The organism is Polaribacter pectinis (assembly GCF_014352875.1).
Lineage (GTDB): Bacteria > Bacteroidota > Bacteroidia > Flavobacteriales > Flavobacteriaceae > Polaribacter > Polaribacter pectinis.
Genome location: NZ_CP060695.1, coordinates 1525436 through 1541839, shown reverse-complemented (window position 1 = coordinate 1541839; position 16404 = coordinate 1525436). Strand labels below are relative to the sequence as shown.

Below are 16404 nucleotides of genomic sequence, written 5' to 3'. Positions count from 1 at the left end.
AAAAACCTTAATAATTAAAAAGCAAAATTATGAAAAATTTAGCACAAAGTAATTATAGTTCAGCATTAGAAACTGTAAGAAATTTAAAAGCAAAATATGGCAACTCTTGGAATGCAATAAATCCAGAAAGTGCTGCAAGAATGGTAACTCAAAATCGTTTTAAAACAGGTTTAGATATTGCTAAATACACAGCTGCTATTATGAGAAAAGATATGGCAGAATATGATGCGGATTCGTCTAATTATACACAATCTTTAGGTTGTTGGCATGGTTTTGTGGCACAACAAAAAATGATTGCTGTTAAAAAACATCATAAAACAACTAATAAAAGTTACTTGTATCTTTCTGGTTGGATGGTTGCAGCTTTGCGTTCGGAATTTGGGCCATTACCAGATCAATCTATGCATGAAAAAACTGCTGTACCTAGTTTAATTGCAGAAATTTATGATTTCTTACGACAAGCAGATGCAATAGAATTGAACGATTTATTCAGGAGATTAGAAAATGGTGAAGATGTACAGGATCAAATAGATAATTTTGAAACTCATATTGTGCCAATTATTGCAGATATTGATGCTGGTTTTGGAAATGAAGAAGCAACTTATTTACTAACTAAAAAAATGATTGAAGCTGGAGCTTGTGCAATTCAGATTGAAAATCAGGTTTCTGATGCAAAACAATGTGGTCATCAAGATGGAAAAGTTACAGTTCCTCATGAAGATTTTATAGCAAAATTAAATGCTATTAGATATGCGTTTTTAGAATTAGGAGTAGAAGATGGAATTATTGTAGCAAGAACAGATTCTGAAGGAGCAGGTTTAACGCAAAAATTACCAGTAAGTCAAGAAACTGGAGATTTAGCTTCGCAATATTTAGCTTTTGTTGAAGCTGAAGAAATTGCAGTTGATGATGCAAAACAAGATGATGTTTTATTAAAAAGAGATGGTAAATTAGTTCGTCCAGTAAGATTGCCAAACGGTTTGTACAAATTTAAAGAAGGTTCTAATATAGATAGAGTTGTGTTAGATTGTGTTACAAGTTTACAAAATGGTGCAGATTTATTATGGATTGAAACTCCAACACCAAATGTGAAACAAATTGCTCACATGGTAAATCGAGTAAAAGAAATTATACCAAATGCAAAATTGGTTTATAACAATTCTCCATCTTTTAATTGGACATTAAATTTCCGTCATCAAGCGTATGATGATATGCTTGCAGAAGGTGAAAACATGACTGCTTATGATAGAAACAATTTAATGGATGCACAATATGATGGTTCTGAATTGTGTCATAGAGCAGATAGAAAAATTAAAACTTTTCAAAAAGATGGGGCAAGAGAAGCTGGTATTTTTCACCACTTAATTACGTTGCCAACTTACCATACAACAGCATTACATATGAATGATTTAACTGAAGGTTATTTTGGGGATGAAGGAATGTTGGCGTATGTAAAAGGTGTTCAAAGACAAGAAATTAGAAAAGGAGTTTCATGTGTAAAACACCAAAGAATGGCAGGTTCTAATCTTGGTGATGATCATAAAACATTCTTTGCTGGTGACAAAGCTTTGAAAGCTGATGGAGCAAAAAATACTTCTAATCAATTCGAAGTTAAAGAAACAACAGTAACTGTTAGAGGAAATATAGGAAAAGTTGCTTAAAATTTCAATCAAAAAAAATCTCTTTGAAAATTTCAAAGAGATTTTTTTCTATTTCCTCAACAGTGAGAAATGTCCTTTTTTAAGTACTTGTTGTTTTGTAGGGTCTGCAGGAATTAGCTGTACATTATACCAATAATCATCAGAAGAAAGTACTTTTCCATTATAAGTTCCGTTCCAACCTTGACTGTCTATAGGAATTTGTGCCACTAATTTTCCATATCTATCAAAGATATTAATACTCGCATTCGGGTAAAAATCTTTATTAGCACCTTTTACTACCCAAGTATCATTTTTTCCATCACCATTTGGAGTAAAGAATTTTGGAAATTGAATTACAGAAATCTGAAGAGTTTCATCAGCTATACAACCATTTTTATCATTTACAATAATTGTGTAAACACCACCTTCTAGATTTTCAAATAAGGGTTCGTCTTGAAAACCAGCAAACGGAATTCTCTCTCCATTATCATCATTTCTAATGGCAAATTGATAATCTCCTTTCCCTAAAGAATTTTTTATAGTATCAATAAAAATTGAAATATTATCTTGAGAACCAATATTGTTAGATTCGTCAATAATAGTTACATATTCTTCTAACAAAGTCGCTTTTTCCGATTCTTTTACATAGATAGTTCTGCTTCTACTACAAGTAGTTGTAGTATTTGTGGCTTTTACAGTGTATTCTCCGCCTTTATCTACAATTTGAGTTTGGTCAGTTCCTAAAACAGTTCCGTTTTTATCTGTCCATTCATAATCATAACCACTTGCAGGGTTTTCAGCTTCTAAAATATGAGGTGTTGTGTAGTTTAAACAAAGAATTTGAGGATTGTCTGGGTCTTCTCCAGTTACCGTAAATTCAGGTAAAGGAATAATATTTATTTTGAATGATAAACGAGTGTGCACACAAACAACAGGTGTGTTTTTTGTGTTTTCTACACGTACATAAATGGTTTGATTGTTTATGGAGTTTTCAAATTTATCTTCGTCTAAAGCTAATGTTTTATCACCAGATTCAGCTTCAGCTAAAGAGGTGTAAAAAGTAACATCGAAATCAGGGAATTCTGCAGGTTGATAGTTTGCAAGAATTTCTGGTATTTTATTTTTTAATGAAATATCTCCATTTCTACCATTGGTATCATCCATTTCTGTGTCAGTTGTGTTGTCACAATCTGTATAGTCAGAGATATTAATAGGGATATTAGGTTCAGGATAAATCAATAATTGATAAGTAGAAAAGACAGATCTACACATGTTACCACCTTGATCTATAACCGCAAAGAAAATGGTTTGTATTCCTGGATCATCTGTATTAAAATCAGAAGGAAAAGCAGTTTGCGAAGGATTGTTTTGAAAATTACTAGGATTTGTAATTTCAGGAGTTCCATCTACAGCATGTTGTTGAGTAGCATAATAAGCAACTCTATGATTTGTTCTTCCGTTTAAGATTTCAATGTTTTTAGAAGTTAAATCTATGCTTTGTGCAATTCTATTTCTAGGATCACTATCAGTAGGAGTTGCCACATCACAAACAGCAAGAGGTGTAATTGTGTTAGAAACCTCTGGAATAGGATTTACAATTATTTTAAAAGAAATAGCTGTGTTTTTACATTGTGGATTAGCGTTTCTATCTAATACACGCACAAAAATAGTTTGTTCGCTAATATCTCCAGCAGTAAAGCCTGCCTGAGCAGTGTTTCTAAAGTTAGTATCGTTTGTAATTCCTGTGGTTGTAACATCATCTGCATCGTTTTGAGAAGTGTGAAATGTTACAATATAATCTGCTTCAGTTTGTGTTGTACCCAAAATTGTTGGTACATTATCTCTTAAGTTAATGTTGATGTTTTCTCCATCTGTTGTGTTTCCAGAAAGGGCATCATCACATAGTTCTAAATCAGCAACAGGATTTGCTAATGGAATGGCATTTACTTGTAAATAAATTCTACCCAAACCTTCACAATCGTTGTTAGATTTGCTAATTAATTTATAAAAAATAGGAAATCTATTTCCGGTTGTATTGGGTATATTTTTGTTTCTATATTGAGAAATGTTTTGTGTTTCTCTAATTTTATTGATAGATTTTGTTCTATCATCTTCAGTTTCGTAAAATTCTACTTCTACATCTGGGTCAGTTGTAATTTGACTTGGAGCAATGCTGAAATCGAAATTAGTTATTCCATCGGTATCAGAATTTGCAGTTGTATCATTTCCATCTTCATCTAAAAAATCATCACAAGAAATAAATGTTTCTTCATACGGTTCATTAGGTGTAAAACTTACGGTTAAATTAATTTTTGAAATAGCAAAACATCCAAATTCTGATATTGTTCTAACCCAAGCTTCTCCAGTTGTATCAACAAAATAACTTGTTTTATCTGTAACTTCTGGGGTTCCAGAAATAGCATCTGTTTCTGTTTCAAAATATTGAAATGTATCTTTAGGGTTGTCAGAAATATTTTCTTCAACCAGGGTTAAATTAAAAGTTGTTTGCTTGTCTGGGTCAGAATCACATTGTTTTAATTCTGTTGGATTTTCTTTAGGAATTGGTAAAGGGTTTACTGTTAAAGTTATTGAATTTGAAATAAAATTACAGCTATTTCCATTTCTGTTTAATACAACTCTGTATTGATTGTTATTAAAAGTTAATGGAGTACTTATGATTTGCAATGCAGTTGAAGTTGCTCCATTGTAAACGGAATTGTTGTTTACATTGTTCCAAGTTGTTGTATCTGTAGAAACTTGCCACTGAAACCCATCCGCATTAGAATCTATAGTGATGTTTGAGGTTGAGTTTTCGCAAAACGTAAAATCGTTAAAAGGAGTATTTATGACAATTGGGGCAGAAGTTGTATAATTTGCGTTAGGATTTGTATATCCATTAACGGTATTTATAACTTTTCCATTTGTATCAACTTGTAAGGGAATGTTACCTAAAATTCCATCGTCATTTTCGTCTGTAAAACCAGCTTCTATAACATCATTACAATTATCATTATCAGCATCTAATTCAAGAAAATTAAAATTATTGTCTGCATCTGTATCAGTAATTATGTAGTTGATAGAAAGCGTTTTATTATCTGGTGTAGTTTCTAAATTATCTGCCAAGCCGTTTGCGCCAATTAAGGTGTTTGCATTGTCTACAATTCCGTCGAAATTGGTATCTAAATTATGGCCAGCTTCAGTAGAATCGTAAATACCATCATTATCTGCATCTAAATCTAAATAATTTAAAACGCCATCATTGTCAGTGTCATTTGCTGTTTCAATAGCATCAGGAATACCATCATTATCAGCATCTAAATCGAACATATCTTCGATTCCGTCATTATCAGAATCTCGAGAAAAACAAGTCAATAATAGGTTTCCATTAAAAATAGAGGTTGCTGATATTGAATTCGATTTGTGTTCAAAAGTAATATTATTAACTTGATTTGCTACAAACTTAAACGGAGTTGTTCCCGTAGGAGAAGGGTTGAATGTAAAGTGAATTTCTGAAGCAGAAATAGTTGTGATTCCTGATTCGAAAATACCATCGAAATTAGTGTCAACTAGTAGGTTGTTGTCTGGGTCTAAAAGTGTAATGTTTTTATTGTTAGGTCCAATTTTTACGATAAAAAACTCTCCATTTACAATAGTATGATTTGCACCAGAAGCTTGTGTGAGTTCAAAATTAATGTTCTGGGTGAAGTTTAATTCGTATTTTAAATTAGAAATATTTTCTGCATTTAAAGTAGAAACAAAATTACCATCTGGTTGGCCAGAAAAAGTGTTTGCTGTGCCAGAAGAGTTTTGTGAAAAACTACTTGATATAATTGTAGAGTTTGTAGAATTGTCTTGAAAGGTAATGCTTGGATTATTAATATCTGTAATATTTATATTGGCATTTCCGATAGATTCATCGCAATTTAAGATTCCGTCATTGTCAATATCATCATCTAAATTGTCTATTATAGTATCTCCATCATAATCATCTGGACAAATACTAACTGGTACTTCTATCGATTCAAAATCAGACATTGTACAAATTATGGTTGCTTTTAGTTTGTATTTACCTGGTTGAGTTGGTTTTAAAGTTGGGGCAGTTACACCAGTTGCAATAAAACCACCACCAGTTTCATCGTCGTAAAACCACTCAAACGTATCAAATAAATCTGTATTTGCGGCTTTTAAAGTTACATTTGGTATGCAGTTTCCAAGTGCAGAAACTGTTGCGTCGAAATTAATTTCTGGAGCAGAAGGAAACCCAGAATAAAAACTACCAGAAGTTGCGGCACCATTTTGATTAAAATAAGCACAATACAATTCCTCGCTACTTTCAATAGAAATGTTTCCAGTTAAATTTGTTACTTTATAAGTAACGTAATTTGCGTTTCCATCAACATCAAAAGGCCCTGATGTAGAGAAATTTGCAATTGGTTGTGAGTTTATATTTACAGTTGCACCTTTGTTAGTAACAATTGTAATTCCACCTGTAAAAGTGGTAGTTCCAATACTTTCTATATTTGGTATGTTATCTACTTTTCCTCTGTTTTCGCAACTTAATGGTGGTACAAAAAACAAACCTTGGTTTGCTTCACTTGTGTTTGCTCCAATTCCTTGATATGCAAAAACAGGTTTGGAAGTTTGTACATGCATATTGCCATTAGCGTTAAAATTATCACCTTCTATAACAAAATATTCGCCAGCATTTATGGTTGATGTAACTCCGTTTCCATTAATATTAATAGTAGTGTTATCTTCATGAGCAACTATTAAAGCATTTTCCCAACCATCAGAACCATCACCTTTTACAAAAATATATTCAGAGCCAATTTTAGAGACATCTACAATTTGATCAATTCCATAATCTCTTCCTCCACCATTATGAAAACTTCCATTTGCAGAACCAATATTTACAACTATTTCTTTGTCTGAAGTAACTAAAGTACCAATTAAAGCATCTCTATTTATTGTATTGTCTGCAGCATTAGTTGCCACAACATAACTTTCTCCTTCATTTAATATAATGTTAGAAATTGGTAAGGCTCCTGAATAATTTTTGATTGATATTCCTGCTGGCAAATCATCGAAATTAACCACCGTATTATTTTCTGAAGCCATTACAGAAATGAAGTTTAGGTAATTTGTTTGCGGATTTTCATTGGTAAACATTCCTGCTCTAAAAGTTTTACCTAAAGCTGAAGAACCTTTACTAATTAAAGCCCCAGCTTGTGCTCCACCACCAGCAGAAACTCTTATGGAAACATAAATAACGTCTTCAGCTTCAATTATATATCCTTTGTCTGTAAATACAACACTTGTTTGTCTTGAATCTACAAACAACTGACTGTCTCCATTTCCAATAGCTATTTCTTGCGGACTTGTGCTAGAAACTACACCTGTAATATCATTTGTCGGAAAACCTACTTGTTTTATTCTAAATGAAACATTCTGGTTACTTGGTGTAGAAATGTAAAAGAATTGATCTTCAGGATTTGCATTTCCTGTTTCCGCGTAAGTTAAGGGCGGTATAAAATGTTTTTTACTTAATTGAGCATTTATATGTTGAAAACTTAATAAACCAAAAAGGAATAATAAAAAGAAAGAAAAGTTATTTTTTAACATTGAATTTTTAATTAAGTATAACTGGCTAAAAATAGTGAGAAATTCATAAGAATTTAATAAACTTTTAAAATTATTAGACTTTTTGTAACAATTAATGTTTAATTGCTACATATAATTAAAGCAAAACTTCTTTTTTCTGAAAAAAATTAACGAAATTGCTTCACTTAAAAAATTGTTCAACTTAAAAAACTAAATACATATGGCTGATGACTTTGACTTATTAGAAACAAACTCTACTCAAAAAACTGAAAAAGTAGATGTTAATTGGGGAAAAGCGATTGATACAATGAAATCTAAATTGTCTCAAGAAGAAGATCCAGAAAAGCGTCAAAAAATATTAAATGCAACGTTAGATGATGTTGTAGATATGGCAAAACAAGACAGAAGTACATTGTTAGATGCCATTAAAGATTTAACTGATTATCAAGATGAAGTTGGTATTAAATTCGAAGGTTTTTCAGCTTTAAATGCAGAAGAACAAAAGGTTATTGACGATGCACAAAAAGCATTAGAAAGAGCAAGAATCGAATTAGAAGACGCAAAAAACAAACCAGATACTTGGTGGAATAATTTGTGGGGAAGAAAATCGAAGATTAAAAAAGAAGAAGCAGAATTTGCACAAGCAGAAAAAACAAGGGCAGGTGCAGATAATAAAGCAAAAGCATTGTTTCAAACAAGAATTGAAAGTGCAGATATTCAAACTTTATTGGGCGAACTTTCTTTTAAATCTCAAGCTGCAGTTACACGTTTAAAAAACAGAGAAGTAGAGATTAAAGAAGTAGAAGAAAAACTAAAAACGGCGATTGTAGAAGCTTCAAAAAATCATACAAAAGCATTAGAAAAGAAGAAGGAAGTAGAAGATAAATTAGAAGAGCAATATGCACTTTTAAAACAATCTCGCCAAGAATTAGACGAAATTGCTGACAAGCAATCTACAGCCTATTCAGAAGCAATCGGAAAAGTAACAACGATTGAGCAAAAAGTAGAGGAATTAGAAGGGTTGAAAAACGCTTATACAACTTTGGCTGCCAGTAAAGATAGTTTTGTGCACAAACACAATTTAACGATAAAAGTATTAACTTCTTTACGTTCTAATTTACAAACGCACAGAGCAAAATTAAAGTCAGATACTGAAGAAAGGCTAAAATATTACGATGGTTATATTGTTGCGTTAAAAGCAAGAACAGACCAAGAATTCGCAGCTATTTTAGAGCATTTAGGTGTGAAAACAGACGAACATATTGGTGAAACCTTGGCTTCTATGCATTCTGCGAGTGCAAGAGCGCGTCAAGATATGATGGAAAATATTCCAGTTCATGAGAAAGTTATGAAAGGTGTTTACAGTACGTATGCAGAGGCTTTACATGAAATACGTGAAAAAGATATCGACATTCAAAAGAACTTTGCAGACAGATATGGAATCGACATGAAAGAGATTTTCGAGGACTATTACAAAGCAGATGCAAACGCACCTTCTGGAAATGATGACGAACCAGCTGCAGCTCCAAAAAAGGAATCTTCTAACGATGATTTGTTAGGATAGAAGTATTCAGTCAGCAGTCTCCAAGTTAACAGTCAGTTTTTGACTGAAGACTGCCTGCTGAAGACAGCCGACTAATAAGGGCGTTACCTTCTTTTTTTGAAATACAAAAAGAAGGTCAGGCTTTCCGCTTAAATCTTTTTTCAAAAAAGAAAAAAGGATAACGCTTCAATCCTTAACGCAAACATATTTGCCAGCCAATTTTAAATTGAATAGCTAAAAGAATTTCAACTAAAAAAATGATTACAACACCTTTAGATTCTGCACTTTTAGACTCAAAAGAACAATACGTTTTTTATCACAAAATGGTAGATTTCGTATTAAAAGAATTGATTGTAAGCGTTCAGCAAGAAAAATTATGCAGTCAGCAAGAACTGTTGATTTTTAAGCAATATTCAGATTTACTTTTATATTCCATTGAAGCCATGCGTATTAAATATATGTATGATGAGGAAGATAATATGAAAGTCGATTTAACAGATTCTGGTTTTCCTAATTATTTGGAGTTCCGTTTTTTGTACAACGATTTAGAATTAAAAAACGAATACATTCACAAATTAACAGATACAGTTTCTTTAAAAGAAGAATTTTTAGACACTTTATTAAAGAAAAAACAGCCTGTTAGAAGAGATAGATTGTTTCAAGCATCTTCAATTGTATATTATAAATCAGTAAATCAAAAATTTATTTTTAACAGATTTGTACAAGGTAAAATCATAAATGCTCCAAAAGGAAGCAATGCAGATTTAATGACAAGTTGGAGCTTTTACGATGTGAGTCATAACAGACCATTTATTTGTTATTTGTATTTTAATTACGATGGAAAACGAATTATGGATGAAAAAGAAAACATCTATAAAGTATTGAAAGAGAGCGCAGATAGACAAATGCCTTTAGATACAATGGCGTATAATATTGATAGAAAACTACCAAATATTCAGCCAAAACATATCAAAAGAATCGATTTAGGGCCTTTTCATAATGTATTTGCAAAAGACGAAAACAAAATAACTCATGCTATTTTAACTGGAATTTCAAAAAAAGAAATTCCTTTAGAATCGTATGCATTATCCTTAAAAATAGATGAGGTTTTTTCTGGAGAAACATTTACTGAAGGTGGTTTTTTCTCGAAACAAACCATGCAAAAATGGAGCGATGTAATCAAACAAAGATATGTTTTTGCTCCACATAGAATTATTCAATTATTGCACAATCAAACGCCTGAAGTATTGCATAAATTGGCGAAAAGTCCGATTGAATTAGCAAGTTTAAAAATTGACAAAATATAAAGTATAGAGTAGCAGTAGCAGAATTCAACTGCTTACTGAAACTGTAAACTGAAAACTAAAAAAATGGAACACAACTCAACTTTCCCAATAAAACAAAACGAATTAGACATGCTTCGAGACGAAGCTTCTGGTTATTTAAAATCTATTCAATGGGAACAAAGTAATAGAGCAAAAAATAAAGATAAAGACGCGAAAGACGATTCAATTTTATTGTATTTGTCAAGAGCGAATAGCGGAAGTAACGTAGAAATCACCTCTGTTTCTAAAACTATTTTAGGCTTAAAAAAGCGATTATTGCCAGATTCTATTGCAATTCCTGTGTATTTGAATCAGACTTTGTATGCTGTTCAAGAAGGAATTACTTTAGGAATTTGGATAAAAGATAGTTATTACGATGCATCTGGTTTATCGAGTTTAAACGAACGAAAATCGGCTTTAGATAATTCAGGAAAAAGAGAATACGAAAGCAAATTACAAACAGCAACTGCGTTTCAATTATTTGCAACTGCGTATAAAATTTTACACGATTTAAAACCTCATGCTTCAGACGATTTATCTGTAATGAAGCAGAAATTTGCAGGAATTCCTGAAGTATCTTTTACTTCACCATTAAAAGGAATTGCGTGTGCATTATTTTATTTTGATAAATATTTAGGACATCCAGATATTGTAAAAACGGATAAAGATGTTATCGATTTTACAGTCGTTTATTTTGAAGCATTTATTGATGAAATTCAGCTTCGAAAAAGCACGTTAGAATATGTAGAAACAATTGTAGATAGAACTTATAAATTAGAAAACAGCGATTTTGCAGTTTCAGGTTGGGACAATGTTTTTGCTGGAACCGCAAAAAGTGTTGAGTTTAATAAAATTCAGTTTGAGCAGATTGTAGGGAATAAAGATGCAAAACATTTTGCACGTAGATTAACAGAAAGAATGTTGAGCTACGATTTTGATGCGAAGAAAAATCCGTTTCAAGAATTAGGAGGTTTTATGCCAGTTTTTATGGGGTATGGAATTCCAGGAACAGGAAAAAGTATGTTAATTGCGGCCATTGCAACGCGTTTAAAAGAACACTCAGATAATTTAGATATTCCGTTTTTGTTTCACCCAATGCCAGATACTTTAATTAGTACTTTTCAAGGAGGTTCTGCAGAAAAAATGGTGGAGTGGATGAAGCCAATGCAAGATCCAACAAAATTAATTTTTGCGCCAATTGACGATGCAGAAAATAATTTACAAGAAAGAACTGCACAAGGAGTTTCAGCAGGTGTTAAAGAAGTAATTGGTGTTTTCTTACGTTATACAGAAGGCGCTTATGCAGTAAATTATGGAAATTCTTCAATAGGTTTATTTACGAATTTACCAGAAATGTTAGATAAAGCTGTTATTTCTCGTGTGCAAGGAAGATTCAAAATTGATGGAGCAAGAACTGAACACGACTTTTTAGACCAAGATTATATTTGGTGGAAGAAATTTGATAAAACAATTCCAGATTTTGTGAATATGCAAAACCCAGAAAATTATCAATATTTAAAAGACCAAGGTTTGGCAAAAAGTATGGGAGAAATTTTAGATTCGGCAGGAAAACCTTCCGAAGAAAGAGTTTTACAAGCCTATGATAAAGCTGAAAAGTTGCATAAAACGAATCATCATTTATTTTTTGCGAGTTTGTACAAAGAAATTCAGCAAATATTTCCTTTTTTCTCTTCAAGAGATGTGCGTAATATTCAATCTGCAATTTCATTACGATTAACAGATTTCGATTTAGAAAAAGATTGGTTCGAAAACCCTGAAATATATTTCAAGAAAGATTATGAAACCAAGTTTAATATGTTGCAAGAATTGATGAAAAGTAACATGAAAGGTTTAGATTTTTCAGAAATTAGGAGACAAGAAGTTGTGCGTTATTTAGACAATGTTGCAACGATTGCAGATACAGATTTCAAGAGAAAAGTAGATAGTAGAGTGAATCAATTAAATATTGATTTGGAAGCGAGAAAAACATTTGGAGGTGACAGATAATAAAATCAAAAATGTAACATCAAAAGTACTTTCCAATATTTGGGCAAAGTTAGAGCAAGTCAGTTTCGATTTTACTTTCAAAAACGGAAAAACTGAACGTTTAACACACGAAGTGTATGGAAAAGCAGATGGAGTTGCAGTTTTATTATACAATCCATCAACAAAAAAGGTTGTTTTATCGAAGCAATTTAGAATACCAATGTATGTTGCTGGTATTAAAAACGGATTTTCGATAGAAGTTGTTGGGGGTTCAATTGATAAAAAAGAATTACCAGAAGCAAGTGTAATCAGAGAAACAAAAGAAGAAATTGGTTACAATATTTCTGAAATCGAAAAAGTAACTACTGTTTTTTTATCACCAGGATTAATGAGAGAGCAAGTCCATTTATATGTTGCAAAATATACAAATGAAGACAAAGTTGAAAAAGGAGGAGGTTTAGCAGAAGAAAGTGAAGAAATTACAGTTTTAGAAACTTCTTTTGATGAAGCTTTAAAAATGATAGAGAACAAAGAAATTATAGATGCAAGAACAATTATGTTGTTGTATCATTTGAAAGTAAAAGGATTAATTTAAAAAGACGTTTGTCATTCCTGCGTAGGCAGGAATCCATAAAAAGTATAATTTAGATTCCTGCCTTCGCAGGAATGACAAAAAAGAATATGCAAAAACTAAAAAAAGCCAATTTATACAGAAGCGAACTAATTCCCATCAGTGGAAAATTAGTAGAACGTTACAATAAATGTTTGTTGAAATTAGGTTTTTCAGCGACAAAACTCACCAATTTTTCAATTGATGGAGTTGGTTGGAGCCCAGAAATTGCCCAAGAAAAAAAGGAAGCTTTTTATTTAAATAATGGCGAAGCAAACACACACGCAATTATCATAACTCCATTACAAAAAGGATTACCAGTTTACAATCCGTTTCATTCTTTTGACAGAGAAATGATGAAAACTGTTTTTAGAAAACACGGAGATAAAATAAATAATATTACAAGAGATTCAGCGATTTGTGTAGACTTTGATCAAAATATAGATACATTTTACGAGCCTTTAGATGTATTAAAATATAAAGAAGTCAACATTAAATTTCATTTAATAAATAATTTAGATGTTGCAAAAGCAGAACAATTAAAACTGATTGAAATCTTTAACGAGGACACAAATTTCATTGATGAAAATTTACATCAGAAATTATTGGCATCTGCAAAAAAATATGGTGATTTAAGAGAAAGAACTTTAGATTTAGAATCGGTTTCTTTTACATCAGATTCTTTCTACACGAAAGCATTTGGAGGAATATTTGTTTTAAGAGATTTTGTAAAACCCATCTTAATTTTCGAAAAAGAAGAAACCTATAAAGAAGCCATAAACGACACAACGTATGATGTCTTAATGTATCATATTTCTCATAAAGAATTAATTGAAAGACTGTTAAGTTACGATGTAATTGAGTTCGATTTAAACGAAGAAGTTTCAGGAAAAAGATATGATAGAATCAAAAAATACATTTTTTCAGAATATTTAAAAGAAACGAATCATCCAGTAAAAGATGTTTTAGAAGATCCAATTTTATTTAAAAGTTATTTGAATAAAATAGATATACAAGCACGTAAAAAAGTGATGGGTTTAGAACTTTTTCTCCAAAAGAAAGAGATTTCAAAAACATTAAAAGCGAAAGATATTTTAGACGACGAATTATTTGTCGCTTTAAATAAACCACATTCATCTTTAAAACCTGCAAACCAAGATTTAATTTGGTATTTGTTGGTAAACATTGCACCTAAAGATGTTTTGTTTTTATATTGGTATGACAAAGAACAGTTTTATGAGCGATTCGAAACGTTAGACGAATCTGTTCAAGATTGGATTGTAGAAACAATTTGTAACAATTTTTAAAAAAAATAGACTTATATTATAAGAACACTAAACTTTAAAATTATGACATTAGAACTCATTATATTTATCGCCTCAATTGTATTCGGAATCATTATTTATTGGAGAGAATCACAAACCAATAGAGTATATAGATTCTTTAATAAATTAATGAATTCGAAAGAGTTACAGATGAAAACTACAGATAAAAAAGGTTTTGTTTATGAGCAAAGTTTTCTTTTAAGATTGGTGTTTATAGTATCATTTTTCTTGATTGGAATTTTAATCACACGTTTTTTAATTCCGATTGATTTAGCAACAATTTCATTATTTGCTTCTATGATTTTCGGAACATTAGTAGGAACGTATTTAGCAGGGTTTATCTTTAAATCATCAGCAATTATAGATGAACAGTCAGATTCTTTAGAAGATAAATTCAACGATGTTGTAGAAAAAGGAAAAGATTTTATAGAAGATTTAAAAGGAGAAGAGCCAGTTGCAATTAAAAAAGCACAAGAAGAAATAGAAAAGCCAAAAGTAGAAGAGAAGAGCGCAAGAGAACGTTTAAAAGACAAAGGATTGCTTTAAGTATTCAGTTTTCAGTTAAAAAATATTTGTGAATTCGTGGCAAAAAAGTAAAAGAAATGATAAAAAATTATTGGAATAAAGGATCAAAACAGAAAAAGAGAGTCATCATATTTTCTTTAATTATAATAGCATTATTGTTTTTTTTAAGAGACGATTATCAACCAGCATTGTTGTTTTTTAGAAAGTTCATATTTATAATTTTATTGTGTTTTACTGTTTTATATTTCGGATTAAGAAAATTCCGAAAATCTGCAAGTACAGGAAGTAGAATAGGAATTTTGTTTCTATTAGCACTTTTTTTTGGAGCAATTTATTACGTAGGTTTTCAACAGAAAATGTACAACTACATGCAGACTTACAATGTATTTAACGATTTAAAAAGAATTGAAATTGTAGAACTTCCATTAACTCAAAATGAGAGAATTCAACCTTTAAGAAATATTTTTTCGATGGCTAACGAATCCGTTGGCGAAACCAAAGATGTTTCTTTACCACATTTGGTTAGAGTAGATGGAAACAATCAATGGACAATGGCAATTCAGCCCACAGAAAAATATTATTGGCAAGGTTTAAAAGACAATACAGAAGAAGTTTTTTCAGTGTCAAGTACAACTCCTTTTCCAAGATTTTCGAGCGAAAATAGAATTCCAGTCACTTTTTCAATTGGCGAATCTTTAAAATTCAGCAGAAATACTTACAATGCAGTTGTTCAAAGATTAAACCCTTGGATGTTGTTCAATTACGAGCCAAGTGACACATTTTACATGAAAAACGACAAAGGTGCTTGGGTTCAAGTTGTGAGTTTAATAAAGTGGAGAGGATTCTTTTTTCCATATCCAACTTTTGGTGGAGTAATGGTTGTTGAAAATGGCGAACATAATTTCAATGATTATTTAGAGCGAATAACCATCGGAAAAGGAACCTATATTTCACCAGAAGAAATGAAAAACTACGAATATTTGACAAAACAAAATACATTGTCTGAAAAAGTTTCTCGTTTACAAGCCGAATCTTTAAAGTTTTTAGCAGGTTTTTCAGATCCATTACCTTGGAATATGAAAAGCGCAGTTAAGATTCCAGTGGCTCCAAAAGACCAAAATGCACAACCTTATGTAACCGATTTCGATTTTTCTGATACAAAAATTGGCGCATTTAGCGGGTTGTATCATTGGTTTGGTTTAGAGCCAGTTGGCGAAGAAAGAACCAGTTTAAGTTACAGTGTTTTTATTCCTGCAGATGGTACTGATAAGTTTTATTATTACGATCACGCATCAAAAAAACAAGGTTATGCAGGCGTTTCTGCGATGCCTTTAAAAGTAAAAGAATCTAAAAAAGAATACGATTGGAACGCGAATTCTCCAGTTGAATTCAGACCATATATTAAGAATATTGCAGGTAGAAAGCGCATGTTCTTTTTAGGGACAGTTTCTACGATTAGTACAAACAATCCCAATCAGTTTGATGGTTCTGCAACACCAGATTTAGCTTTGGTAGACAGCGAATACAGAGATGTTGTTTGGATCAACGCAAAGAAACCAAGTACTTGGAACGAGGAAGTTTATAATCAATTAAACGAAGCGTGGAGAACCAGTGAAGGAGAAAATATTTATTTCGAAAAAGAGCTGACAGTTATAGAAAAAAATCAGGCAATATTAGATTCCATTCAACTGATTTCTAAAAAGGAAAAGAACGTTAAAGAAATTCAGCGTCTTCAAAAACAGATAGATTCTATTCGTATTAATCAATAATTTTTTTTGAAGCTATTTCCTGCTTTCCATTATATCTTTTTTTGAAGAAAAATCAAAAAAAGGATGCCATTTCAATCAGG

The 16404-nt window shown here is 31.5% G+C and carries 9 protein-coding genes; 8 read left to right on the top strand and 1 reads right to left on the bottom strand.

What is annotated here, in order from left to right; all coding sequences use genetic code 11:
* The first annotated feature begins 29 nt into the window (after positions 1–29).
* On the top strand, positions 30–1661 hold the full coding sequence (locus H9W90_RS06995) for an isocitrate lyase (RefSeq protein ID WP_187483722.1): 1632 nt from the start codon (positions 30–32) through the stop codon (positions 1659–1661).
* Between the two features lie 48 nt (positions 1662–1709).
* Here H9W90_RS06995 and H9W90_RS06990 read toward each other — a convergent pair whose 3' ends face one another.
* A complete protein-coding gene (locus tag H9W90_RS06990) occupies positions 1710–7262 on the bottom strand; it encodes an FIDD domain-containing protein (protein ID WP_187483721.1) in 5553 nt (1850 codons plus the stop codon).
* A 199-nt stretch (positions 7263–7461) separates the two neighbouring features.
* Here H9W90_RS06990 and H9W90_RS06985 point away from each other — a divergent pair, with 199 nt between their 5' ends.
* The 7 genes from H9W90_RS06985 (at position 7462) to H9W90_RS06955 (ending at position 16324) form a co-directional block, all read left to right on the top strand.
* The gene (locus tag H9W90_RS06985; protein WP_187483720.1) at positions 7462–8805 is read left to right on the top strand and encodes a glycosyltransferase family protein; all 1344 of its coding nucleotides are present in this window, start codon (positions 7462–7464) and stop codon (positions 8803–8805) included.
* A gap of 236 nt (positions 8806–9041) precedes the next feature.
* A complete protein-coding gene (locus H9W90_RS06980) occupies positions 9042–10091 on the top strand; it encodes a hypothetical protein (protein ID WP_187483719.1) in 1050 nt (349 codons plus the stop codon).
* A gap of 63 nt (positions 10092–10154) precedes the next feature.
* Positions 10155–12116, top strand: coding sequence for an AAA family ATPase (locus H9W90_RS06975; protein ID WP_187483718.1), 1962 nt, complete (start codon positions 10155–10157; stop codon positions 12114–12116).
* On the top strand, positions 12106–12690 hold the full coding sequence (locus H9W90_RS06970) for an NUDIX domain-containing protein (protein WP_254712538.1): 585 nt from the start codon (positions 12106–12108) through the stop codon (positions 12688–12690). Before H9W90_RS06975 ends, H9W90_RS06970 begins: the two co-directional genes overlap by 11 nt.
* An 86-nt stretch (positions 12691–12776) precedes the next feature.
* Positions 12777–14012, top strand: coding sequence for a DUF6638 family protein (locus H9W90_RS06965; protein WP_187483716.1), 1236 nt, complete (start codon positions 12777–12779; stop codon positions 14010–14012).
* 42 nt (positions 14013–14054) lie between these two features.
* Positions 14055–14576, top strand: a complete 522-nt coding sequence (locus H9W90_RS06960; RefSeq protein ID WP_187483715.1) for a hypothetical protein — start codon at positions 14055–14057, stop codon at positions 14574–14576.
* 56 nt (positions 14577–14632) lie between these two features.
* Positions 14633–16324: an energy-coupling factor transporter transmembrane component T family protein gene (locus H9W90_RS06955; protein WP_187483714.1), complete on the top strand. Its 1692-nt coding sequence runs from the start codon at positions 14633–14635 to the stop codon at positions 16322–16324.
* The last annotated feature ends 80 nt before the right edge of the window (positions 16325–16404 follow it).